Raw genomic sequence first — 24208 nt, 5'->3', positions numbered from 1 at the left:
AGTTTATAAACAAACAGTATTAGGTCCGCTTTGGTATCTAATTCAGCCACTATTTACTTCAATAACCTTCACTATAATATTTAATAACGTGGCTGGGATTAATACAGGTTCGGTTCCTCCTTTTCTGTTTAATTTAGCAGGAATTACTGTTTGGAACTATTTTACTTCCTGTTTAAATGGAACTTCAGATACATTTAAGTCAAATGCAGGAATATTTGGGAAAGTATATTTTCCGAGAATTATTACACCTCTTTCTGTAGTAATTTCTAATTTGATCAAATTTGGAATTCAGTTTTTAATATTTATAGCATTTTTTATTTTTTATTATTTTAAGGGACATGTTTTAAACATAAATTCTTTGAGCATTTTTTTTCCGTTGCTCATCCTTAATATGGGAATTTTAGGATTAGGTTTAGGAATGTTAATCTCATCAATGGTAACAAAATATAGAGATTTTAGCTATTTAGTTGTTTTTGGTATACAATTATTAATGTATTTGTCTGCAGTAATGTACCCGATGGAATTAATTAAAGCAAAATTGCCAAGTTACGGTTGGATAGTTGAGTTTAATCCCTTGGCTTACATTATCGAAACTGCACGTTATATGCTTTTTGGCATTGGTGAAATTTCAATATTAGGCTTGTTATATACTTTTGGCATTACGATTTTAATATTTTTTATTGGTCTTTTGGTTTTCAATAAAACTGAAAAAAGTTTTATTGATACAGTGTAGTAGTAATGATGTGTAAAATTTATTTAAAGTCTTAATAATTTATAGTAAAGTTGGAAAAAGATATTATTCTAAAAGTTGAGAATGTTTCTAAACAATATCGTTTAGGTCAAGTCGGAACAGGTACGTTAAGTCATGATTTAAATCGATGGTGGCACGCAGTACGCGGCAAAGAAAATCCGTATTTGAAAATTGGGGACACAAACGATCGTTCTACTAAAGGAACATCTGAATATGTTTGGGCTTTACAGGGAATTGACTTTGAGGTTGAACGTGGAGAAGTTTTGGGTATTATTGGAAAAAATGGTGCTGGAAAATCTACACTTTTAAAAATACTCTCCAAAGTCACTGCTCCTACAGTGGGAAGTATCAAATCTCGTGGAAGAATAGCTTCTTTATTGGAAGTCGGAACTGGTTTTCATGGTGAGATGACAGGTAGAGAAAATATCTTTTTAAATGGTGCTATTTTAGGAATGACCAAAAAAGAAATAAATTCTAAATTAGACGAAATTATAGAGTTTTCTGGGTGTGAGCGTTATATTGATACTCCAGTAAAAAGATATAGTTCTGGAATGACTGTTCGTTTGGCATTTGCAGTGGCTGCTTTTTTGGAACCTGAAATTTTAGTAATAGATGAGGTTCTGGCTGTTGGAGATGCTGAATTCCAAAAAAAAGCAATTGGAAAAATGCAGGACATTTCAAAAGGAGAAGGAAGGACAGTTTTATTTGTGAGTCACAATATGGCCGCAGTAAAAAGTTTATGTACAAAAGGATTGGTTTTGATGCATGGAAAAGTTGCAATGATAGGAAGTGTAGAAAGTGCCATTAATTATTACTTAACTCAGGATTCAGAATCAATGAACAAAAAAGTTTTTTCTTCTGAGTTTGATAAAAAAGAATTTACAATTCATGAAATTAGTTTGAACGGACTGGGAAAATCATCAGATGATGCATTGGATGAATATCAACAAATTGAAATGTATACTTTGTTTACTTTAAAAGATGACTCAAAAAAATTACATTTAACTTTCGTTTTAAATAATGATTCCGGAGAACCTCTTTTTACTTTTTCGCATATAAACAATGAAATTAAATTAAATAAAGGAGTAAATAAGATTAAGTGTACTTTGCCTAAAGGATTTCTAAATATTGGTACCTATTATCTTTCATTATATATAATTGAAAATTCGAAAACTACTCTTTTTGTAGAAAAAGATATTATTTCATTTGTCGTTCAGGAAGGAGAAAGATCTATTGGCTCGTGGATGGGACGTGAACCAGGTTTTATAAAGCCGAAATTTGATTGGTCAATTGAAAGTTGTTAATTATATGAAAAAGAGAATTAAAAGTACGGTCAAATTGTTATTAAAAAAAATTGGTTACAATTTGACTAAAATAGGAAATACAAAAAGTATCGATTTGGTTAATGTAAACGATAAAGGTTATTTATTATTTAATTTTTATAATACTTTAAAAGCTTTTAATTTTCATCCTAAACATATTGTTGATGTTGGTGCTAATCACGGAACATGGACACGTGAAGCATTAGAGCATTTTCCAGAAGCTTATTTTACTTTGCTTGAGCCACAAGAATGGTTAAAAAACTCTTTCAAGGATATATTAGATGTAAATCCGAAAGTTAAATTTCATGCAGTTGGTGCTGGTGAAAAAAAAGGATCTTTTCTTTTTACGATTGTTGACAGAGATGACAGTTGTTCTTTCAGATATACAAAGGAGGAAGCGCTTGAAGAAGGATTTCAACAATTGGAAATTCCTGTCGTTACTTTAAATGAATTACTTCAAGAAAATGAAACTCCAATTCCTGATATTATTAAAATTGATGCAGAAGGATTAGATATTGAAGTGTTGAAAGGAGCCGATAGCTTTTTTGGTAAAACTGAAATATTTATGATAGAAGCAGGAATCGTTAATAAAGAATTTGATAACAGCTTTATAAAAATAATAAATTTCATGGATGAAAACGGTTATAGATTATTTGAGATAACCGATTTGAATAGACCATTTCAATTAAAAGTGTTATGGCTTGTAGAACTTGTTTTCGTGAAAAAAGGTGGATTTATTGACTCACAAAGAATCATATAATGATTAATGTAACAAAGACCTTTTTGCCTCCTTTCGAAGAATATTCTGAACAGCTAAAAAGAGCGTGGGAAAAACAATGGCTTACAAATAGAGGAGAACTTGTACTGGAGTTAGAGCAAAAATTAAAAGAATATTTGAATATCACTAATGTTATTGTTACAAATAACGGAACTGTTCCGCTACAAATAGCTTTAAAATTGTTAGGAAAGCAAGGAGAGGTTATTACTACTCCATTTAGTTACGTGGCGACAGCAGCTTCTATTGTTTGGGAAAATTGTACGCCAGTTTTTGTTGACATTCATCCAGAATATTTAACTATTGATGAAACAAAGATCGAAGATGCGATTACTGATAAAACTACAGCAATTTTAGCAACACATGTTTTCGGTAATCCTTGTAATGTAGAAGTTATAGAAACAATAGCTCAAAAGTATAATTTGAAAGTGATTTATGATGCTGCACATGCTTTTGATGTAACTTACAAAGAAAAATCTTTATTTAATTATGGAGATGTAAGTACCTGTAGTTTTCACGCAACAAAACTATTTCATACTGGTGAAGGTGGCGCAATGTTTACATCTGATAAAGATTTACTACATCAGTTATTTTATAGTCATAATTTTGGACACGATGGACCATTAGCTTTTCATGGTTTAGGAATTAATGGAAAAATGTCTGAATTACAAGCAGCAATGGGATTGTCAATTTTGCCTTATGTAAAAAATATCGTTTCGGAAAGAAAAAAAATAGTTGATTTTTATAATTCAAATTTAGACTTGTCAAAGATTCAAATTTTGAAATTGAGAGAGAATACTCAATGGAATTATAGTTATTATCCAATTATTTTTAAAAGTGAAGAAATACTGCTTAAAGTAGAAAAAAAATTAAATGAAATTGAAATTTTTCCTCGACGCTATTTTTACCCATCATTAAATAAAATTGAATATTTAAAGAGTTCTTCAATGTTAATATCAGAAAGTATTTCTTCTAGGGTTTTATGTTTGCCATTATACTTTGGAATAGAAAAAGAGATTTTAAAAATAATTGTAGAAACAATAAATAAAAGTCTTTGACAGAATATACATTTGTAATGATTGAATAGTTAAGATTTTAAATATATTAATATGGCATTTTTAGGACAAGAAGATCTACAAAAATTGGGCTTAAAAAAATTAGGGACAAATGTTTTGATATCTGACAAAGCTTCAATTTACAACCCTCAAAATATATCTATTGGCGATAATGTAAGGATTGATGACTTTTGTATCATATCGGCTGGAGAAAAAGGAATTGAGATTGGTAGTTATGTACACATAGCCTGTTATGTTTCTTTAATTGGAAATGAGTTAATTAAAATTAATGATTTTGTTGGTATAAGTTCAAGAACATCAGTTTATTCTAGTAGTGATGATTATTCAGGAAATTACTTAACTGGTCCAACTATTCCTAATGAGTTTAAAAATGTAGATAATCGGCCTGTTTTTTTTGAAAGCCACAGTATTATTGGTGCTAGTTGTGTTATTTTGCCAGGAGTTACGATTGAAGAAGGTGTGGCAGTGGGAGCACTTTCTCTAGTTTCAAAAAATCTGAACTCTTGGAGTATCTATATTGGATCTCCATTAAGATTTGTCAAAAAGAGAGAGAAAAAAATGTTAGATTTTTTACCCTTATTGAAATGAATGCACCAATTGTAAGTATTGTAATGATTACTTATGGTCAGGAAAAATTTATTGATCAAGCTATCGAAGGTGTATTGATGCAACAATGCGAATTTGAGGTTGAATTAATCATAGCAAACGATTGTTCTCCCGATGAGACTGATAGCGTTATTAAGCAAATAATTAAAAAAAAACCTGAAAATTTTCAAATTAAGTATTTTAATCATGAAAAGAATTTAGGCATGATGCCTAATTTTATTTTTGCCATGCAACAATGTAAAGGCAAATATATAGCGATGTGTGAAGGAGATGACTATTGGATAGATCCACATAAACTAAAAAAACAGGTAGATTTTTTAGAAAAAAATAAAGATTATGTACTTTGTTTTCATCCAGTAAAAATTTTAAATCTAAAGGGAGAATTAGAGAACGATTTTATTACCAAAGTGCCTAACAATTATGAAAGCATTGCAACCTTGGCTGAATTTGGTAATTATATTCATACTCCTTCTGTGGTTTTTAGAAATATAATAAACAAGTTCCCTTTTGAATTTGAACAAACCCCAATTGGAGATTATTTTTTATACATGATCCTTGCTCAACACGGAAAATTGAAATGTATTGACTCAGAAATGGCAGTATATCGATATGGTGTAGGTGTTTTTTCGAAAAATTCAGAATTAAGTATTACTAAAGCAAACTTAAAATTATTTACTTGCTTATTATCCTATTTCAAAGAAGAGGAAATAAATAAAATTATTTTTAAACGTCATTTAGATACAGTTTTATATTTAGAAAAATCTATCCATGATATTTACCAAAACAAGTTTGTCTCAGATCATGTTTTTTTCAAATTTTTTAAAATAGTGAAACTTAATTATAGATCGCCTAGAAAAATAGTTAGAAGAATAGTAAAAAGATTAAAGAGTAAAAATTAACTAAGGATGTTAGCTATTGTAATTCCATATTATAAACTTACATTTTTTGAACAAACAGTAGAATCCTTAGCTAATCAAACTGATAAGAGATTTAAAGTTTATATCGGAAATGACAATAGTATTGAAGATCCAATTGAAGTATTAGAAAAATTCAAAGGACAGTTTGATTATGATTATCATAAGTTTGAGACCAATATTGGAAAAGATTCCTTAATAAAACAATGGGAACGCTGCATCGATTTATCATTGAATGAGGAATGGATTATGATTTTAGGAGATGATGATGTATTAGGTAACAATGTTGTAGAAGAATTCTATAAGAACTTCAATGTCTTCAAAGAAAAGAGCAATGTAGTTCGATTTGCAACAGTTTCTCAAAATTATAAAAAAATGGAAGCTTCAGAAGTTTACTCACATCCTGTTTGGGAAAAAGCTTCACTTTCTTACTTTAGAAGATTTAAAGGTTTAACAAGAAGTTCTTTGTCTGAATACATATTTAAAAGGTCAGTTTATAACAAAAAAAGGTTTTATAATTTTCCCTTGGCTTGGCATAGTGATGATTGGGCCTGGCTAGAGTTTTCTGAAGAAAAACCAATATTTACAATAAATGAAAGTGTAATAAATATTGGTTTTTCAGATTTGAGTTTGTCAGGAATGGACAATAATCAAGAGCTAAAAAATCTTGCAACAATACAGTTTTATAAAAAAATAATTAAGGAAAAGCTAGGAGGATTTTCTAAACAACAAGCATTAGAATTATTAATGGAATACGAAATTCTTATAAAGAAAACCAGAAAATTAACCCAAAATGAATGGTTATTGTTAACATGCAAATACAGCGTTAATTTTAAAGTTGTTTCCTTTATAAAACTTATTAGGAGAATCCTAATTTCAATAATGAAATCATGAATCCTTTAGTTTCAATCATAATTCCAACTTATAATAGAGCAAACTTAATTAGCGAAACATTAAACTCTATAATTGCACAAACTTATCAAAACTGGGAGTGTATTATAGTAGATGACGGTTCAACTGATAATACAAAAGAAGTTTTGCAAAAATTTCTTGAGTCAGATAATCGGTTTCAGTATTATATCAGACCACAAAATAAAACAAAAGGTCCTAATTCATGTAGAAATTATGGATTTGAAAAAAGCAAAGGAGTTTTTATAAACTGGTTTGACAGCGATGATATCTTGTTTGAAAACGCTATAGATTTAAGACTTAAAAATTTTAATGACAATGTTGATTGTGTTATTGCAAAATGTGAAATATTTGATTCTTTATCTAGATTAAAATTATTTGAGAATACAATATTATCATCAGGGAATGTTTTAAAGGATTACTTTGTAGGAAATATTACGTTTTATGTTTCTGGTCCAATGTGGAGAAGAAGTTTTTTAGAGAAACAAAAAGAATTGTTTGATGAACAAATTAGGTATTTGGATGATTGGGATTTTAATCTTAGAATGATTTGCCAAAGTATAAATATTAAATTTTTGGATTTACCAGTTTTTGGATATCGATTTCATAGTCACTCTTTATCAAAACAAATTGAACATTTCAATATTGAAGAATTAAAATCGGAATGTTTAGCACGAAACAAACAATTAAAAATACTTCCAAAATCAGTAACAAAAAATATTCAGATTAGAAATTTTGTTATAGAAAGACATAAAGTGTTTTTGAAAGAAGCAATTGCAAAAAGTGATAAAAATAGTTATTGGTTCTTTCTAAAATTAATTTCGTTACAAATAAGATTTAAGAAATTTAAAGATTTACTTAATACCATTTTGAATTACATTTTTAAAAAAGATTCATCAAATAATAAGCAAAATAGTAACTGATGGAAATTGAAAATAGAAATGTAATTCCTAAGATTATTCACTACTGTTGGTTTGGTAAAAAAAGAAAACCAAAATTGGTTAGGGATTGTATTAAATCTTGGAAAAAATATTTACCAGATTATGAAATTATACAATGGAACGAGAAAAATTCTGATTTAAGTCATCCTTTTGTAAAAGAGGCATATAGATTAGAGAAATGGGCTTTCGTATCAGACTATATTAGATTAAAGGTTTTATATGAGTACGGTGGGATTTATTTGGATACAGATATGATGCTTCTGAAATCTCTAAATGATTTCCTCGATAACGAATGTTTTTTTGGCGCTGAGCAGAATGATATTGTTAGTTGTGGTATTATTGGATCGATAAAGTATAATGGATTTATAGAAAAATGCTTAATAAGTTATAATCGAGTAAATTTTAACAACGAAATTGTCTGGAATGATTTTATTATAACTTTAAAAATTACTAATATTCTTAGAAATGAGTTTAATTTTTATAAAGATTTTGATCAATTCATTCAACTAAAAAATATTTCCATTTACCCGGTCAATGTGTTTTACCCATTTCCATTTAAATACAAAAAGGATATTTTAAATTATAAAGAGTATATCCAAAAAGAAAGCTATGCGGTACACTTATGGGTAGGTTCTTGGATTGTGTACAATGAATTTAAGTTTTTAAGAGCTGGAGAATATAGAAAAGGTTTCACAATTATGTATGAGAAAGGAATATCAAAAAACTTAAACTTTAAATATTTTAGAAAAATATTGTCAGCGCTTAAAGAATCATTAAAAAAATAACATCCTCTAAAATTTAATTTTCTTGCTAAAAAATATTAAAACTATACTTTATTAATGGAACTCGAAGAATTTCATATTACAATTGTATTGTGTTGCTATAATAGTGCAGATCGGTTGCAACCAACTTTAGAACACTTAGCAAGACAAAATGTGCAACAAGACCTTAAGTACGAAATTTTGCTAGTAGATAATAATTCTAGTGATCATACATCTGAATTTGCTAAAAGTACTTGGGAAGATTTGCAGTCTAATATTAAGTTTAGAGTAGTTTCAGAACCTGATCCTGGTTTGTCTCATGCACGCAAAAAGGGAATAGATCATGCAAAAGGAGAATTGATTATTTTTTGTGATGATGATAATTGGTTAGACGAAAACTATTTGCAAATTGCTTTTGACTTTATGAAAAAATATCCTGAAGTTGGTGTTTTGGGAGGAAAAGGAATAGCTGTTAGTTCTGTAGAATTTCCAGATTGGTTTTCGACATATCAGGGAGATTATGCTGTGGGAGTACAGGCTTTAGAAAGTGGTGATGTAAGTAGTAGAGGTTATATATGGGGCTCTGGAATGGTAGTTAGAAAAAATGAAATACAGTCATTGTATAACGCAGGATTTAACGGCTCTCTAACTGGCAGAAAAGGATCTGATTTACAAGCTGGCGACGATTCTGAAATATGTAAATGGTATTTAATAGTAGGTAAACATTTGTATTATAATGAGCGTTTAATTTTCAGTCACTTTATTGAAGAATTTCGATTAACGATTGAATACAATAAAAAACTGAATCAAGGTTTCGCTCAATCGCATACTGCTATAAATCACTATGATTTCATTATCAAATTATTGAAAAGAAAAAGAATGTCTTTCTTTAAAATTGTATCTCTTTTGACGATATTTTTATTGGAAAAAAACCGTATGAAATTGGCTTCTTTTCTAGAAATCTTAAATAGGACTTCGATAACATTTCATAAACCAACAAAAAAGATTTTAAAATCAAGAAAAGTTTTTCTTGAACATGAAAAACAGAAGCAATAAAATTTATTAATGATATATAAATTTATATCACAATAAATAATAGATATCGTTAAAGCACAATATCAATATATTTACAAATAAGATATTCTAAAATCATGAGAAAAAGTTTGTATTTTTTCTCTTGGGGTAAGTCCCGAAGACTTTAGAGATGTAGCAGGAGGTTGTTATTGGAGAACGTTTAAAAAAGATGTAATGTATAAGATTTCTATAATCACAATCAATTATAATAATTTAGGAGGATTAATGGCAACTGTCACAAGTGTGAAAAATCAGACTTGGCAGGCTTTTGAATATATCGTTATCGATGGAGGAAGTGAAGATGGTACTAAAGAATATTTAGAATCTCAAACAAATTTTTTAGATTTTTGGGTAAGCGAAAAAGACTCAGGGATTTACAATGCAATGAATAAAGGCATAAAAGCGGCGACAGGAGAATATTTACTTTTCTTAAATAGCGGCGATCATTTCTTTAATGAAAAAGCACTCGAATTAAATCATCATTTTCTAACGGAGAAAGACTTAATCTGTTTTAATCTACAAATGGTAAGAAATGGAGTTTCTAAAATAGCCAAATCGCCGACCAATTTGTTTTTTTCTGATTTATATACAAGTTCATTACCACATCCGTCAACTTTTATAAAACGACAATTGTTTGATATTGTAGGTTTATATGATGAGGATTTCAAAATTGTCTCAGATTGGAAATTTTTCATCTTAGCTTTATTCAAACATAATTGTACTTATTTGAAGGTTGAAGAAACTCTTTCAACATTTTATTTAGATGGAATAAGTTCGAGAGAAGATTATTCTGAAGAACGAAGTTTAGTAATGAAAGAGTATTTTAATGGGTTTATTCTAGATTACGAAAATTTGACTGAAAATAGAGGATTCGTAAATTCAAATCGCTTTAAAATGTTAAAAGAAATGGAAACGACTTGGTTTGGGAGAAAGTTAGTTTCATTGTTTTTTAGGGTTTATATAAAGATATTTTCTAAAAAAAGATTGAGAGACATCTTAGAGGTAAAACCGTAAAAAAATATAATTTAGATTATAGTTCCTTAATAAAAATAAATGAGAGATATAAAAATTGATTTTGTAGATTTTTGGCCAGATTTAATTAAAAATAATAATTATTTTTATAATCTGTTGTCAGAAAATTACAACATCATAATCGATTCTGTAAATCCAGATTTCATTTTCTATTCTTGTTTTGGTTTTGGTCATTTAAAATATAAATGCAAAAAAATTTTTTTTACAGGAGAAAATATACAACCTGATTTTTTAGCATGTGATTTAGCATTTTCTTTTGGATTTAATGAACGAAAGAACCACTTTAGATTACCATTATATCTCTTGTATATTGACGATCATAAAATGATCAATAAACTTGAAAGTAAAAAAACAGACGAAGAATACAGAAGAATTTGGTCTCAAAAAACAAAATTCTGCTGTATGATTGTTTCAAATCCCAAAGCAACTAGAAGAATAGATTTTTTTAATAAGTTATCTCAAATTAAAAAGGTTGATTCTGGCGGAAAAGTCTTGAACAATGTAGGAGGCAGAGTAAAAGATAAAATAGAGTTTATAAAAGATTATAAATTTGTTTTTTCTTTTGAAAATGAATCACAAGACGGATATACTACCGAGAAAATTGTAGAGCCCATTTTTACAGATTGTATACCAATTTATTGGGGAAATAAAAAAGTTCATAAAGATTTTAATACTACTAGATTTATAAATTATGATGATTTTAATTCTGAAGATGAATTAATTAAAAAACTACTTGAAATCGATCAAGATTTTGATTTAGGTGTGAAGATGATTTCCCAACCTGTTTTTGCAGATGAAAAAGAAGATTGGATTACAGAAAGAAAACAGATCTTAACAAAGATTGAAGATCTTTTGCATTCAAAAACAAAACCTGTTTCAAAGACATATTTAGGTAAAGTATATTATCTAAAAATAAAATTAAAAAGCGCTAAAAAAAAAATGAAAAGATTTTTAAAGTACTAAATTAAAATTCTTAGATGATAACAGATAAAAATCCAATAGTTAGTGTCGTAATTCCATGTTATAATGATAAAAATTATATTCAGGAGACTATAAAATCTGTTTTGGATCAAAGTTTTCAGGACTTTGAAATTATTATCGTTGATGATGGATCAGACGTAGAGACGAAAAAAGTCCTGTCAACAATAATCCATGAAAAAATTAAACTTGTTACACAGAAAAATAAAGGATTAAGTGCTGCCAGAAACTTGGGTATAGAAAAAGCAAAAGGCCTTTATATTCTTACCATTGATTCTGATGATACATTTGATAAAAGTTTTTTGCAAAAGGCAGTAAAAATTTTAAATGATGATCAAAAAATAAGCGTAGTTTCAAGTTATTGTAACATATTTATAAATGAAAATCAGATAATATCATTTCATGAGCCTATTGGTGGTGGTGTTAAAAATTTTCTTTTTGAAAATAACTGTGTTTCATTTGCACTATATAGAAGGAAGTGCTGGCAAATAATAGGAGGTTATGATGAACAAATGAAAAATGGATTTGAGGATTGGGAATTCTGGATTAACCTAACCAAAAAATGCAATGATGTTTACATTATTCCAGAGTACTTATTTAACTATAGGCAAAAAAAAACGTCTATGTCTAAGGACTCTAAAATGTATCATAGAGAAACAAATCTGAATTACATTTTTAATAAACATATTGAACTTTATCGAGAAAATTTTTCAGAAACGATAAATGTTTTGACTTCTTTAGCACAGCGAAATAAAAGGAATGAGATAAAATACAAGAACTCTCTCGAGTTTAAAATAGGAACATTTTTTTTGGCTCCTTTAAGATGGGTCAAAAATATAGTTAAAAAATGAAAAAGCCATTAGTTACGGTAATTATCAGTACTTACAATCGTGAAAAATATCTTCATGAAACCATTTCAAGTGTCTATAATCAAACTTATGATTGTATTGAAATTTTAGTTGTTGACGATGGTTCGAATATAGATTATGCAGCTGTTATTTGTGAAAAATTTTCAAATTGCTCTTATTTATACAAAGAAAATGGAGGCTTATCATCAGCCAGAAATTATGGAGTTAAACATGCAAAAGGTGAATTTATTGCATTTTTAGACGATGATGATTTTTGGGAAGAATCTAAAATTGAAAAACAAGTAAAAATATTGATAGAAAATCCTTTAGTTGATTGTGTTCATTCTTCAGTTGCTGTGGTAGACCAGAATGGTAAACTTACAGGAAAAACATACGGTGCCACTCATAATAAAGCTAATAAGCGTTCTGGATTTGTTTTTTGGAATGCATTAGGGGTTTGGGTAGTTAAATCGCCAACTCCGTTAATAAGGAAAAAAGTTTTTCAGCCAGATTTAATGTTTGATGAAAGTATTAAAGTAGGAGAAGATGTCGATTTTTATCAGCGTATGTTTTATCGACATAAAATTCATTACATTAATGAACCATTAGCTTTTTATAGAGAATATGATAATCCAGAAAGATTGTCATTGCAACAAAAAAAATATATAGGAATTGAAAAGAAAATGTATGACAATTTTAAAATGATGGGTATCAAAAATCCATTTGTTTTATATAAGATTTCGATTCGATTATTGAAAAGTGCAATAGAAAAGTGGAATCAGATATTTTTGAATCAACCAGTTGTTATCAATAAATTTGATTTTTATGTTAGACCTGTGTATTGTTTAAAAAATTATTTTAATCTGTAGAGTGCGAGTAGGTTTTAATCCAAATAAAGATAAAGTACAGTTGCCGATTGAGTTTTTTCATCAGGTAATTATTCCTGTCTATATTCCTAATAGTGAAGGATATTTTAAGGATAGTTTCCAGATTCTAAAATATTGTTTAGAATCGTTGTTCAAAACAATCCATCCTAAAACGTTTGTAACTTTAGTAAACAATGGAAGCAGCCAAGATGTAGTTGATTATTTAAATGAATTACATCAAAAAGGAAAAATACAAGAAGTTATTCATTCTACTAATATAGGAAAACTGAATGCCATTTTAAAAGGTATTTCAGGACATGACTTTTCTTTCGTAACTGTGTCAGATTGCGATGTGCTTTTTTTAAATAGTTGGCAAGAAGAAACGTATAAAGTGTTTGAAAATTTCCCTAAAACGGGAGCAGTTTGTCCAACTCCTTCTTCGCGTTCTCTAAAAAATCATACTTCTAATATTTGGTTTGATTTATTTTTTTCAAAATCTCTTTTCTTTTCAAAAGTTAAAAATCCAAAAGCTTTAAACTTATTCGCTAAGAGTGTTGGAAATCCGGATTTTTACAACCAAACGCACCTCGAAAAATATCTTACGGTTTCTAATAAAGATGCCAAAGCTGTAGTTGGAGCAGGACATTTTGTTACAACGTATAGAAAGGAAGTGTTTGAAAATAATAATTTAAAATATTCGAATTTCATGTTGGGAGGAAACAGCGAAAGTAAATTACTAGATACTCCTGTAATTGAAAAAGGAATGTGGAGGCTTTCTACAGAAGACAACTTTGCCTATCATCTTGGGAATGTAGAAGAAAAATGGATGAAAGAAACTCTAGATGTATTATTGCCAAATGATTTCTCGGTAGATAAACCAATTATTTTGAAAAAAGTGAGGTTTTCAAAATGGGAGCTTTTTATTAAAAATAAACTATTTTCAAAAATCATAACTCAAAAAAAAATCTGGAAATATTGTATTAAATATAAAGGACTTTCAAACGAGGAAGCAATAAATTACAAATAAAAAATGAAGGATTTAATAGAGGTCATATTAATTTCTCAGGTACCACTTCCATATTCAAAAATGGGAAGTTGGACAACTTTGTATAATGATTACCTCGAAAAGGATCATAAGATTAATTATGTCATTTGTCCTAAGCCAGAAAAAAAATACAACTCTGTAGAATATAATTTTACAAGCATCTCTTTTTTTACAAAGCTACAGAGTAAAATTTTTAAGAAAAAAAAACAGGAATATTTTAAGGGCTTAACTAAGATTGTTAAGTCAGATAGAAAATATATAATTCAGATTGTGGATAATTACGGTTTGGTCAAACCACTTCATGATTATTTAATTTCAAAACAAATTCGAAACAATTGTTACATACAGTTTTTTTATCATGGTTTTTCTCCCTACACAAAAGTAAATTCGGGTATTGATTTTTATGAATTGATTGATGAATTAATTGTCCTGACCCACGACAGCTATAAAGAATTTAAAAGGACGATTAATGTTCTACCATGTCATTTTTCTGTTCTTCATAACGGAATTGACACTACGAAGTTTGTAAAAGCTACTGTTTTTGACAAAGAAAATTTAAGAAGAAAATTAGATTTAGAAAATAAAAAAGTTTTTGTTTGGTGTTCACAAGACAGACCAAAGAAAGGACTGCATATCGTTTTAGAAGCGTGGAGAAAAATCTATGAATCGAGACAAGACGTTGTTTTGCTGGTTATAGGATGCGAAAGAACTGAAAATATTGATGGAGTAAGGTTTTTAGGAAGAATTCCAAATCATGACTTACCTCAGTATCTTCAGGCATCAGATTGTTATCTTTTTCCTACGCTCTGGCAAGAAGGTTTTGGACTTAGTTTAATAGAAGCCTTACATTGTGGTAATTACTGTATTGCATCTGCTCTTGGAGGGGTTCCAGAAGTTTTACAATTTGGGAAATTGGGCACGTTAATAGAAAATCCGCATTTTGTTTCAGAATGGGTTGATGCAATGAACGATTTTTTGGAGAATAAGTTTGAAGTTACAGCAATAAATAAAGATTTATATTCTATCGAATCATGGAGAAACGGTATGAATACAATTATTGAAGAAGCAAAATTTCGATTACAAATGACAATAAGAAAATGAAAATAGAACAATTAACATTTACCAGATTTCTGGCGGCAATCTCTATTGTGATTTTTCATTTTGGCAAAAAAAGTTTTCTCTTCAATAATGATATCGTTAGATCTTTATTTTTTAATGCAGATGTTTGTGTTAGTTACTTTTTTATATTATCAGGTTTTGTAATGATGCTGGCTTATGGTAATAAAACTTCTCTTTCTGCTAGAGATTATTTGAGAAACAGATTTGCTCGAATTTATCCGTTGTATTTTTTAGCCATACTTATTGTTCTTTTTTTACAAATTCGAACTAAAAATATTGATTTAACAGGATTGATTTTTAATATTTTTATGATTCAAGCCTGGATACCTGGTTATGTTCTTAGTTGTAATCCGCCAGGGTGGTCACTTTCTGTAGAATTGATTTTTTATATCCTTTTTCCTTTTATTTTTAATAGGATCTTTAAAAAAGTAAAAATCGAAAAAATAGCGGTGCTTATTATTGGATTCTGGATTGTGAGTCAAATTGTATTTCTATCTCTTTTCTCAACTTATGAACAAGAAAGCAATTTGAAAGATTTTTTAATGTATTCTCCGATAATGCATCTAAATGAGTTTTTTATAGGAAATCTAGCAGGATTTATTTTTGTACATAAACTTCAAAATAAAAAAGGAAATTATGATGTGCCTATTTTAATATTAACAGTACTGATTTTCTTTGCTCTTAAATCTTCAATAAATTTTCATAACGGATTATTAGCAGTTCTTTTTATTCCTTTAATAATTGTAATTTCTTTGAATACTGGATTTATAAGTAGAATATTCAAGAAAAAAAGCTTTGTCTTTTTAGGTGAAATTAGTTATGCAATATACATATTGCAATTTCCTGTTTATTCACTATTTAGCGCTTACACCATTAAAAAATATTTGCATATAAATGATGTCACGGTTGTGTTTTTATTACAACTTATAATTTTAATAATAATATCTTCTGTATTATATCTTTATGTTGAGAAACCAATTCAGGAAAGATTGAAGATCAAAAGAATATCTTTAGAACATAAACTACAATAAAATAATGAAAACTATCGCCATAATTCCAGCTCGAGGCGGTTCAAAACGCCTTCCAGAAAAGAATATTCAGCTTTTGGGAGAATTTCCATTACTTGCTCATTCTATATTATATGCTCAGGAAAATAAGGATTTAATAGATGAAGTTTATGTATCTACAGATAATTCAGAAATAAAAAATATAGCTCTCCAATTTGGAGCAAAAGTTATTGATAGACCAGAATCAATTTCAGGAGATTTGGAGCCAACAGTCTCAGCTTTAAAACATGTTTTGGAATCAATTGAATCTGATGTAGAAAATGTTGTTTTATTACAAGCAACAAATCCATTTCGACCAAAAAACTTGCTAAAAGAAGCTTTTGCAATGTTTAAAGACAATAACTTCGATAGTTTATTTACCGTTTCAAGAAATCATCAAAAATTTGGAAAGATCGAAAATAATAGATTTAAACCTTTTAATTATTCAATAGGTCAGAGAAGCCAAGATTTAGAACCGCTTTTCTCAGAAAATGGATTGTTGTACATTACAAGAGCGGCTTTAATTTGTGAAAATATAATTATTTCAGAAAATGCTTTTCCTTTCGAAGTAAATCATATTTTTGCGCAGGTAGATATTGATAATCCAGACGATTTAGATTACGCAAGATATCTTTATCAAAAGAAGTAACCCCAAAAAATCAAGAATTTAATGAATCCACATATTGAAATCGCAGGCCGTAAAGTTGGGCCAGATTTTCCACCTTTGGTTATTGCCGAAATCGGAATTAATCATGAAGGTTCTTTACAAGTAGCCAAAGAAATGGTTGATGCAGCTCAAAGAGCAGGTGTTGAGGTTGTAAAACACCAAACTCATATAGTTGAAGATGAAATGTCGGGAGCTGCTAAAAAAGTAATTCCAGGAAATGCAGATGTTTCTATCTATGAAATTATGGAAAGGTGTTCTTTAAATGAAGAGGAAGAATTAGAATTAAAGAATTATGTAGAAAGTAAAGGAATGATTTTTATTTCTACTCCATTTTCTAGGGCAGCAGCCGAAAGATTAAAAAAGTTTGATATTCCAGCTTATAAAATTGGTTCGGGAGAATGTAATAATTATCCGCTTCTAGAACATATTGCTTCTTTTGGGAAACCTGTAATTTTAAGTACAGGTATGAATACAATTGAGAGTATTCAAAAAGCGGTGGCTATTTTTGATAAATATAATGTGCCTGTTGTTTTATTACACACTACAAATCTTTATCCCACACCGATTCACTTAGTGCGTTTTGGAGCAATGACAGAATTGCATGAAGCTTTTCCAGACAAAGTATTTGGGTTAAGCGATCATACATTGAACAATAATGCTTGTTTAGGAGCGGTTGCTTTGGGAGCTAGCATTTTAGAAAGACATTTTACAGATCATATGCAGAGACAAGGGCCAGATATTATCTGCAGTATGGATGAAAAAGCGTGTGCAGAACTTATTGTATCAAGTGCTGAAATTGCTTTGATGAGAGGCGGAACTAAAAAACCTGCTCTCGAAGAACAAGTTACTATTGATTTTGCTTTTGCAACAGTTTGTACTATTAAACCAATAAAAAAAGGCGAAGTTTTATCTAAAGAAAATATTTGGGTAAAAAGACCGGGTACAGGTAAAATTTTGGCCGAACATTTTAATGATTTAATTGGTAAAACTGCATCACGAGATATTGAAAATGACGAACAATTAGATTTTACTGATTTTGAGTAGTTCTCCTAGAAAAATCCTTTTCTTAACAGGAACACGTGCAGATTTTGGTAAAATAAAATCCTTGATTCAAACCCTTGAAAAAGAGTCAGAATTTGAGGTTTTTGTTTTTGTAACTGGTATGCATCTTCAGGAAGTATATGGTTACACTCTGATAGAAATTGAACGTTGTAATTTTAAAAATGTATTTACATTCGAAAATCATACCCATGAAACTACAATGGATTTGACATTGGCAAAAACCATTGAAGGGCTTTCTAACTATTCTAAAGAAATAAACCCAGATATGATTGTGGTTCATGGTGATCGTGTCGAGACTTTGGCTGGCGCTATAGTCGGATCTTTAAATAATATTCTAGTGGCTCATATTGAAGGAGGAGAAATTTCAGGAACTGTAGATGAACTCATTCGTCATAGTGTTAGTAAGTTAAGTCATATTCATTTTGTTTCGAACAAAGAAGCGGCGAAAAGATTGCTTCAAATGGGAGAGGTTGAAGAATCTATATTTACAATTGGTTCTCCAGATATAGATATTATGTTTTCAGAAAATCTACCGTCTTTAGAAACAGTAAAAAAATATTATGAAATTCCATTCGCAAATTATGCAGTTGTAATGTTTCATCCAGTAACTACAGAATTTGTTTCGATGAAAAAATATGCGACTGATTTTGTCGAGTGTTTATTAAGTGACAATCATAATTATGTTGTTATTTATCCAAATAATGATTTAGGAAGTCAATTTATTTTGGACGAATTTAAAAGATTAGAAAATAATAATAGATTTAGAGTTTTTCCTTCACTTCGATTTGAGTATTTTTTAACCTTATTGAAAAATACCCAATTCATAATCGGTAATAGCAGCGCCGGAATTCGTGAGGCTCCATATTACGGAATTCCAATTATAAATATTGGAACACGTCAGCAAAATAGGGCTGTTCATGCAGATATTGTGAATGTTGATTATTCGAAAGAAAATATAAATGAAGCCCTTTCAAAAATAGATTCTCATAAAATTAATACTTCCAATAATGATTTTGGATCTGGAGATAGCAGCGAATTATTTCTACAATCATTAAAGAAAAACGAAATTTGGCAGCTCAATCACCAAAAACAATTTAGAGATATATAAGTATCTTATTTTATCAATGACACTTTAAAATATTTATGTTTTTTAATTCTATAGCTTTCGCTATTTTTCTACCAATAGTATTCTTTTTGTATTGGTTTGTTTTTAATAAAAACAAAAGCACACAAAATGCTTTACTGATTATTGCAAGCTATTATTTCTACTCGTGCTGGGACTGGCGATTTTTATTCTTGTTGGTTTTTTCAACTTTTTTAGATTATTACACTGGAATTCAGATTGAAAAAGGCAAATCAGAAAAAAGTCGAAAATTTTGGTTTTGGCTTAGTATTACTGTAAATCTTGGCTTTTTAGGTGTATTTAAATATTACAATTTCTTTGCGTCTTCTTTTGCAGAATTATTGACTTCAGTAGGATTTAAAGCAAGCCCAATACTTTTAAATGTGATTCTGCCAGTGGGAATTTCATTTTATACTTTTCATGGATTATCATATGTAATTGATATCTATTATAAACGTATAAAAGCCGAATACAATTTCGTTGATTATTCTCTTTTTGTTAGTTATTTTCCGCTTTTAGTAGCAGGACCAATAGAAAGAGCAACACATTTATTGCCACAAGTAAAAGTAAAAAGAGAATTTAATTTTCAGACTGCTAAAGAAGGAGTTTATCAAATAGTTTGGGGATTAGTCAAAAAAGTGGTTATTGCAGATACCTGCGCTACTTATGCCAATGCTATTTTTGATCACTATACTTCGATGAATTCTTTTTCGCTTATTATGGGCGCAATATATTTTGCATTTCAGATTTATGGAGATTTCTCAGGATATTCGGATATTGCTTTAGGAGTTTCAAAATTGTTTGGTTTAGACTTGTTGCGAAACTTCAATTATCCATATTTTTCAAGAGATATAGCTGAGTTTTGGCGTCGATGGCACATTTCACTTTCTTCCTGGTTTAGGGATTATTTATATATTCCTTTAGGAGGAAGTAAAGGCGGATTGTTAATGAAAATCAGAAATACATTTATCATTTTTGTAGTCAGCGGTTTTTGGCATGGAGCAAATTGGACATACATTGCCTGGGGATTTATAAATGCTATATACTTTCTACCCTTACTTTTATCAAACAGTAATCGAAACAATATGGATACATTTCGGTTGAAATTTAATTTTGATTCTATAAAAGTATTAGCAAGTATATTCTATACATTCTTATTGACCTGTATAGCTTGGGTCTTTTTTAGAGCAAGAACAATAACAGATGCCGTTTTGTATCTAAAACGCATTATAACAAGTAAAGATTTTAGTTTTCAATATCTGGATAACGAACGTTATAGTTATGAATTGTTACTAATGATCGTGGTTTTTGTTTTAATAGAATGGAATAATCGTTCAAAAATAGAACCACTTTCAGGAAAAATGAGCATGTTAAAAATAGCTTTAGCCATTTTAGCCATAATGGCTTTTGGAACTTTTTCAGATTATAAAGAATTTATATACTTTCAGTTTTAATGAAGAAATTTTTAATTTATACAGCGGCTATTGTTTTTATGACTGTGTTAATAGCATTTCTTTTAGATGGAATCTACACTTATGTCTTTATGCAATCTCATGAAAGAGGGAAAATTGAGAGCGTTTTTAATTCCAATTCTCAGAAATACGATGTTGTTATTCTGGGATCTTCTAGAGCAAACAATCATTTTGTAACACAAATGTTTGAAGACAAAGGATTAAAAACATTTAATTACGGAATGAGTGGAGGACATTTATTCGAAGCATCGTTGATGTTGAAATTAATGCTCGAAAGAAATTACCAAATAAAAAATATAATACTCGAAGCCGATTTGAATCTTTCTAACGATAAGGAATCTGATGGAGTCTCAGCAAAATTTTTACCATACATTCATAATTCTGAAACTATAAAAGAGCATTTTGTTTCTCAAGAAAATTTTAACGAATTGTATTATATTCCATTTTACAGATATGTAAAGTATGATGGGAAAATTGGTTTTAGGGAAGTTTACAAAATTGCTTTAAACGAAAAAACTAACGCTCTAGATAATTTGGGATATTATCCTTTGCAAAAACATAAAAATGGCAATATGAAAAACAATATTGTCAATTTAAATCCATTGCCACATAATAAATACTATGAAGAAATAAAAAGTCTTTGTAAAAAACATAATATAAATTTTATTGCAATTATGACTCCCATGTGCGAAAATGTTAAAGGGATGAATTATTTTGATAAGGTAAAAAAAGCATATCCAGAAATTCATAATTATGAAAATGTGGTTGTAGAAGATAAATATTTTGCATCTTGCGGACATATGAGCGATGCAGGAGCTAAGATTTTTACAGCCAGAATATTAGAAGATTTTTTTGAAACAAAAGGTAATGGAGAAAAGTAAAATTTTGTTGTTATTTCCAGATGGAGTGGGAATTCGGAATTATCTGTATTCGAATGTCTTTAACCATTTAAATGAAGATTTGATTCTGTTTCATAATTTCGATCCTGAAACGATTCAAGCAATACAACAAAACACTTCATTAAATCAGGAGGTTGAAATTCCTAAATATCAAGAATCTGTAAAAGAGAAATTCTTGAGAGAGTTAATTTGTCTTGCAAGACTGCATTATAATAACTCAAAAGTCAATAATCCAACTTTATTGACGAATTGGAATTGGAATCAAAAAACATTTTCAAAAAAAGTATTTTATAAAACAATTGAGTTTTTAGCTCCGTTTTTTAAACAATATTCCAGTATTTTAAATCTGGAAAAAAAATATCAGAAAGCTATTCGTAAAAATTCTTTTTATGATCAGGTGAAAGATATTTTAAAGAAAACTGAACCTAATGTAGTTTTTTGCTCACATCAAAGAGCTTTAAATGCCGCTACAATATTTGCTGCAGCAACTGATTTAGGAATTAAAACAACAACTGTAATTTATTCTTGGGACAATTTGCCAAAGGCCCGAATGGCTTTAAAGGCTGATACTTATTTCGTGTGGTCAGAATACATGAAGAAGGAGCTAAATTTATTTTATCCTGAAATTGACTCAAATCAGATTAATGTCACTGGAACTCCCCAATTTGAGTTTTATGATGATGTTAAAAATATAATTAGTAAAGAAGTTTTTTATCAGCAGTATAATTTAGACCCAAATAAAAAGATTATTTGTTTTTCTGGTGATGATACTAAAACTTCTCCAGATGATCCAAAATATTTAAAAGATATAGCTGAAGAAATTACAAAAGCTGGTTTACAACATGAATATCAAATTTTATTAAGACGTTGTCCAGTTGATTTTTCAGGTAGATTTGATGATGTTGTTAGTCAGTATAAAGATTTAATTAAAGAAGTACCACCATTATGGTATTTTAGTAAATCTAGTGAATGGAATTCGGTTTATCCTACTCTTGAAGATGTCAAATTATTGGTCAGTACAGCCTTCTACTCTGATATTGTTGTAAATGTTGGTTCGACGATGGCTTTTGATTTTGCAATGTTTAATAAACCATGTGTCTTCATTAATTACGATCAGAAAGATAAAACAGTATATAATTGGTCTGTGAAAACAATTTATAGCTATCAGCATTTTAAAAGTATGCCAGATCCAGACGCTGTTGTTTGGTTAAACAATAAAGAGGAAATAGTTAGTAAAATTTCTTTTAAGAAAAGTTGCAGTCCTACAATGATCAAATGGAAAGAGGTTGTGTTAGAAGATTATAACAGTTCTTCTACTAAAATACAACACGCAATTAAAATCAATTCATAATGCATATTTGTTTCTTAACTAATGAATATCCAAAAGAAGGATTTCCACATGGCGGAATTGGCAGTTTTGTTAAGACACTGGCTACTGCATTGGTCAAAAACGGACATACTATTTCTGTAGTAGGAATTAATTACACTGAAGAAACTGAAATTCAAAATGTTGAAGGCGTAAATGTTTACAGATTAAAGCGAACTACTATAAAAGGATTTTCGTGGTTTTTTAATTCCAAGGCAATCAATTCAAAAATTAAGGAAATACATCGACAAAATCCAATTCAGATTATTGAATCTTCTGAGCTTGGTTTTGCTTTTTTATCCAAAATAAAAGCTGTAAAATATATTATTAGGCTTCATGGTGGACATCATTTTTTTGCAGAAAGCGAGAAAAGGAAAATTAATAAATGGAAAGGTTTTCAGGAAAGAAGATCTTTTAGAAAGAGTGATGCTTTTATTGCAGTTTCTCATTATGTTAAAAATCATACCGAGAAATATTTAAGTTATGATAATAAGCCAATTGCCTATATAAGTAATCCTGTAGATACAGATTTTTTTAAGCCAAAAGAAAGTACAGAAATATACAAAAACAGAATTGTTTTTGCAGGTACAGTTTGCGAAAAGAAAGGAGTGCGTCAATTAATTCAATCTTTTCCTTTTGTGAAAAAACAATTTCCAGATGCAACTCTTGAGATTTATGGTCGAGATTGGTTTTTTTCAAATGGGAGTTCCTATATAGAAATGCTGAAAGAAAAAGAAATACCACAATTAGGAGAATTAGCAAACGATATTCATTTTCACGGATTAATTTCATATAATAATATTCCGAAAGTATATGCACAGGCTTCAGTATGTGTTTTTCCATCACATATGGAAACGCAAGGTTTGGTAGCTCCAGAAGCCATGGCGATGCAGAAAGTTGTTGTTTTTACTAAATTTGGCCCTGGACCAGAAGCAATTGAAGATTTTGTTACAGGACTTTTATGCGATCCTTATAATCCAAAAGATATTGCTGAAAAAATTATTTGGGCATTTTCTAATGTAGATAAAGCAAAAGTAATGGCCGAAAAAGCCCGGAATTTTGCATGTAAAAAATATGAACTTGAAAACATTGTACGTCAAAATGTTGATTTTTACACAAACAAAATGACCTAATTAAATGAAACTGGAATTATCGAATTGGACTTCTCATCATAATATGCTGATTTACTCGGTAATGTATTACTGCGAAGAACAAAATTTAGATTTTAATATTGTTTTTAACAATAAGATAATGACTGGTGGAGCAGTTCTTCATGTTAATGAAAAAGTAATTTTTTTTGATTATTCTGATAATAATGTTTTTATAGATAATTCAGAAAAATATGACTTCTATTTTAAAAGATCATTGTTGAAAGTCAATTATACAAAAAATGTAAACCCTCTTAATTTTCAAGTTAATTTTTAATATAAAGCATTGTGCCTATTGTCAAAATTTAATTTAAAAGATATTATTAACAGTAAAAATAGAACAGAATTTGTTCGGATGATAGATTATTTTAATTTAGGAACTAATTTATCTCATAGGGCAATGGATAT

The 24208-nt window shown here is 29.1% G+C and carries 25 protein-coding genes; all 25 read left to right on the top strand.

The window, feature by feature from the left end; all coding sequences use genetic code 11:
• The coding region (locus VGE71_RS04925; RefSeq protein ID WP_331137296.1) for an ABC transporter permease at positions 1-733 on the top strand (733 nt) is incomplete at its 5' end.
• Positions 734-783: 50 nt separating this feature from the next.
• Positions 784-2055 (top strand): ABC transporter ATP-binding protein, encoded by a 1272-nt coding sequence (locus VGE71_RS04920; protein ID WP_331137295.1) that lies wholly within the window; start codon positions 784-786, stop codon positions 2053-2055.
• A gap of 4 nt (positions 2056-2059) precedes the next feature.
• Positions 2060-2833, top strand: coding sequence for an FkbM family methyltransferase (locus VGE71_RS04915; RefSeq protein WP_331137294.1), 774 nt, complete (start codon positions 2060-2062; stop codon positions 2831-2833).
• Complete coding sequence (locus VGE71_RS04910; protein ID WP_331137293.1) at positions 2833-3906, top strand: DegT/DnrJ/EryC1/StrS family aminotransferase; 1074 nt, start codon at positions 2833-2835, stop codon at positions 3904-3906. Before VGE71_RS04915 ends, VGE71_RS04910 begins: the two co-directional genes overlap by 1 nt.
• 51 nt (positions 3907-3957) lie before the next feature.
• A complete protein-coding gene (locus VGE71_RS04905; protein ID WP_331137292.1) occupies positions 3958-4512 on the top strand; it encodes an acyltransferase in 555 nt (184 codons plus the stop codon).
• Positions 4509-5429: a glycosyltransferase family 2 protein gene (locus VGE71_RS04900; RefSeq protein WP_331137291.1), complete on the top strand. Its 921-nt coding sequence runs from the start codon at positions 4509-4511 to the stop codon at positions 5427-5429. The genes VGE71_RS04905 and VGE71_RS04900 overlap by 4 nt, the downstream gene beginning before the upstream one ends.
• A gap of 6 nt (positions 5430-5435) precedes the next feature.
• Complete coding sequence (locus VGE71_RS04895; RefSeq protein WP_331137290.1) at positions 5436-6338, top strand: glycosyltransferase family A protein; 903 nt, start codon at positions 5436-5438, stop codon at positions 6336-6338.
• On the top strand, positions 6335-7276 hold the full coding sequence (locus VGE71_RS04890) for a glycosyltransferase family 2 protein (protein WP_331137289.1): 942 nt from the start codon (positions 6335-6337) through the stop codon (positions 7274-7276). The genes VGE71_RS04895 and VGE71_RS04890 overlap by 4 nt, the downstream gene beginning before the upstream one ends.
• Positions 7276-8079 (top strand): glycosyltransferase, encoded by an 804-nt coding sequence (locus VGE71_RS04885; RefSeq protein ID WP_331137288.1) that lies wholly within the window; start codon positions 7276-7278, stop codon positions 8077-8079. The genes VGE71_RS04890 and VGE71_RS04885 overlap by 1 nt, the downstream gene beginning before the upstream one ends.
• Before the next feature lie 54 nt (positions 8080-8133).
• On the top strand, positions 8134-9111 hold the full coding sequence (locus VGE71_RS04880) for a glycosyltransferase family 2 protein (RefSeq protein ID WP_331137287.1): 978 nt from the start codon (positions 8134-8136) through the stop codon (positions 9109-9111).
• 192 nt (positions 9112-9303) lie between these two features.
• Complete coding sequence (locus VGE71_RS04875) at positions 9304-10143, top strand: glycosyltransferase family 2 protein (RefSeq protein WP_331137286.1); 840 nt, start codon at positions 9304-9306, stop codon at positions 10141-10143.
• 39 nt (positions 10144-10182) lie between these two features.
• On the top strand, positions 10183-11124 hold the full coding sequence (locus tag VGE71_RS04870; protein ID WP_331137285.1) for a glycosyltransferase family 10 domain-containing protein: 942 nt from the start codon (positions 10183-10185) through the stop codon (positions 11122-11124).
• Positions 11125-11138: 14 nt separating this feature from the next.
• Positions 11139-11990, top strand: a complete 852-nt coding sequence (locus VGE71_RS04865; RefSeq protein ID WP_331137284.1) for a glycosyltransferase family 2 protein — start codon at positions 11139-11141, stop codon at positions 11988-11990.
• The gene (locus tag VGE71_RS04860; protein WP_331137283.1) at positions 11987-12856 is read left to right on the top strand and encodes a glycosyltransferase family 2 protein; all 870 of its coding nucleotides are present in this window, start codon (positions 11987-11989) and stop codon (positions 12854-12856) included. The genes VGE71_RS04865 and VGE71_RS04860 overlap by 4 nt, the downstream gene beginning before the upstream one ends.
• Position 12857: 1 nt before the next feature.
• Complete coding sequence (locus VGE71_RS04855) at positions 12858-13880, top strand: glycosyltransferase family A protein (protein WP_331137282.1); 1023 nt, start codon at positions 12858-12860, stop codon at positions 13878-13880.
• 3 nt (positions 13881-13883) lie between these two features.
• Positions 13884-14999, top strand: coding sequence for a glycosyltransferase family 4 protein (locus VGE71_RS04850; RefSeq protein ID WP_331137281.1), 1116 nt, complete (start codon positions 13884-13886; stop codon positions 14997-14999).
• Positions 14996-16048: an acyltransferase gene (locus VGE71_RS04845; RefSeq protein WP_331137280.1), complete on the top strand. Its 1053-nt coding sequence runs from the start codon at positions 14996-14998 to the stop codon at positions 16046-16048. Before VGE71_RS04850 ends, VGE71_RS04845 begins: the two co-directional genes overlap by 4 nt.
• A 4-nt stretch (positions 16049-16052) precedes the next feature.
• Entirely contained in the window at positions 16053-16712 is a 660-nt protein-coding gene (locus tag VGE71_RS04840) for an acylneuraminate cytidylyltransferase family protein (protein ID WP_331137279.1), read from the top strand.
• Positions 16713-16733: 21 nt separating this feature from the next.
• Positions 16734-17774: an N-acetylneuraminate synthase gene (gene neuB / locus VGE71_RS04835; protein ID WP_331137278.1), complete on the top strand. Its 1041-nt coding sequence runs from the start codon at positions 16734-16736 to the stop codon at positions 17772-17774.
• The gene (gene neuC, locus VGE71_RS04830) at positions 17767-18900 is read left to right on the top strand and encodes a UDP-N-acetylglucosamine 2-epimerase (RefSeq protein ID WP_331137277.1); all 1134 of its coding nucleotides are present in this window, start codon (positions 17767-17769) and stop codon (positions 18898-18900) included. Before neuB ends, neuC begins: the two co-directional genes overlap by 8 nt.
• 35 nt (positions 18901-18935) lie before the next feature.
• Positions 18936-20369 (top strand): MBOAT family O-acyltransferase, encoded by a 1434-nt coding sequence (locus VGE71_RS04825; RefSeq protein ID WP_331137276.1) that lies wholly within the window; start codon positions 18936-18938, stop codon positions 20367-20369.
• A complete protein-coding gene (locus VGE71_RS04820; RefSeq protein ID WP_331137275.1) occupies positions 20369-21268 on the top strand; it encodes a hypothetical protein in 900 nt (299 codons plus the stop codon). The genes VGE71_RS04825 and VGE71_RS04820 overlap by 1 nt, the downstream gene beginning before the upstream one ends.
• Positions 21255-22637 (top strand): hypothetical protein, encoded by a 1383-nt coding sequence (locus VGE71_RS04815; RefSeq protein WP_331137274.1) that lies wholly within the window; start codon positions 21255-21257, stop codon positions 22635-22637. Before VGE71_RS04820 ends, VGE71_RS04815 begins: the two co-directional genes overlap by 14 nt.
• A complete protein-coding gene (locus tag VGE71_RS04810) occupies positions 22637-23785 on the top strand; it encodes a glycosyltransferase family 4 protein (protein WP_331137273.1) in 1149 nt (382 codons plus the stop codon). The genes VGE71_RS04815 and VGE71_RS04810 overlap by 1 nt, the downstream gene beginning before the upstream one ends.
• 4 nt (positions 23786-23789) lie before the next feature.
• Complete coding sequence (locus VGE71_RS04805) at positions 23790-24077, top strand: hypothetical protein (protein ID WP_331137272.1); 288 nt, start codon at positions 23790-23792, stop codon at positions 24075-24077.
• Positions 24078-24208: the final 131 nt, after the last annotated feature.

The organism is Flavobacterium sp. (assembly GCF_036405015.1).
GTDB lineage: Bacteria > Bacteroidota > Bacteroidia > Flavobacteriales > Flavobacteriaceae > Flavobacterium.
Note: the sequence above shows the minus strand (reverse complement) of the source record. Positions and strands in the feature narration are given on the sequence as shown.

Excerpts from the sequence above, each read along its gene's own strand:
- VGE71_RS04915 (WP_331137294.1), top strand. The coding sequence starts at position 2,060 with ATGAAAAAGAGAATTAAAAGTACGGTCAAATTGTTATTAAAAAAAATT.
- VGE71_RS04910 (WP_331137293.1), top strand. The coding sequence starts at position 2,833 with ATGATTAATGTAACAAAGACCTTTTTGCCTCCTTTCGAAGAATATTCT.
- VGE71_RS04905 (WP_331137292.1), top strand. The coding sequence starts at position 3,958 with ATGGCATTTTTAGGACAAGAAGATCTACAAAAATTGGGCTTAAAAAAA.
- VGE71_RS04900 (WP_331137291.1), top strand. The coding sequence starts at position 4,509 with ATGAATGCACCAATTGTAAGTATTGTAATGATTACTTATGGTCAGGAA.
- VGE71_RS04895 (WP_331137290.1), top strand. The coding sequence starts at position 5,436 with ATGTTAGCTATTGTAATTCCATATTATAAACTTACATTTTTTGAACAA.
- VGE71_RS04890 (WP_331137289.1), top strand. The coding sequence starts at position 6,335 with ATGAATCCTTTAGTTTCAATCATAATTCCAACTTATAATAGAGCAAAC.
- VGE71_RS04885 (WP_331137288.1), top strand. The coding sequence starts at position 7,276 with ATGGAAATTGAAAATAGAAATGTAATTCCTAAGATTATTCACTACTGT.
- VGE71_RS04880 (WP_331137287.1), top strand. The coding sequence starts at position 8,134 with ATGGAACTCGAAGAATTTCATATTACAATTGTATTGTGTTGCTATAAT.
- VGE71_RS04875 (WP_331137286.1), top strand. The coding sequence starts at position 9,304 with ATGTATAAGATTTCTATAATCACAATCAATTATAATAATTTAGGAGGA.
- VGE71_RS04870 (WP_331137285.1), top strand. The coding sequence starts at position 10,183 with ATGAGAGATATAAAAATTGATTTTGTAGATTTTTGGCCAGATTTAATT.
- VGE71_RS04865 (WP_331137284.1), top strand. The coding sequence starts at position 11,139 with ATGATAACAGATAAAAATCCAATAGTTAGTGTCGTAATTCCATGTTAT.
- VGE71_RS04860 (WP_331137283.1), top strand. The coding sequence starts at position 11,987 with ATGAAAAAGCCATTAGTTACGGTAATTATCAGTACTTACAATCGTGAA.
- VGE71_RS04850 (WP_331137281.1), top strand. The coding sequence starts at position 13,884 with ATGAAGGATTTAATAGAGGTCATATTAATTTCTCAGGTACCACTTCCA.
- VGE71_RS04845 (WP_331137280.1), top strand. The coding sequence starts at position 14,996 with ATGAAAATAGAACAATTAACATTTACCAGATTTCTGGCGGCAATCTCT.
- VGE71_RS04840 (WP_331137279.1), top strand. The coding sequence starts at position 16,053 with ATGAAAACTATCGCCATAATTCCAGCTCGAGGCGGTTCAAAACGCCTT.
- neuB (WP_331137278.1), top strand. The coding sequence starts at position 16,734 with ATGAATCCACATATTGAAATCGCAGGCCGTAAAGTTGGGCCAGATTTT.
- VGE71_RS04825 (WP_331137276.1), top strand. The coding sequence starts at position 18,936 with ATGTTTTTTAATTCTATAGCTTTCGCTATTTTTCTACCAATAGTATTC.
- VGE71_RS04820 (WP_331137275.1), top strand. The coding sequence starts at position 20,369 with ATGAAGAAATTTTTAATTTATACAGCGGCTATTGTTTTTATGACTGTG.
- VGE71_RS04815 (WP_331137274.1), top strand. The coding sequence starts at position 21,255 with ATGGAGAAAAGTAAAATTTTGTTGTTATTTCCAGATGGAGTGGGAATT.
- VGE71_RS04810 (WP_331137273.1), top strand. The coding sequence starts at position 22,637 with ATGCATATTTGTTTCTTAACTAATGAATATCCAAAAGAAGGATTTCCA.
- VGE71_RS04805 (WP_331137272.1), top strand. The coding sequence starts at position 23,790 with ATGAAACTGGAATTATCGAATTGGACTTCTCATCATAATATGCTGATT.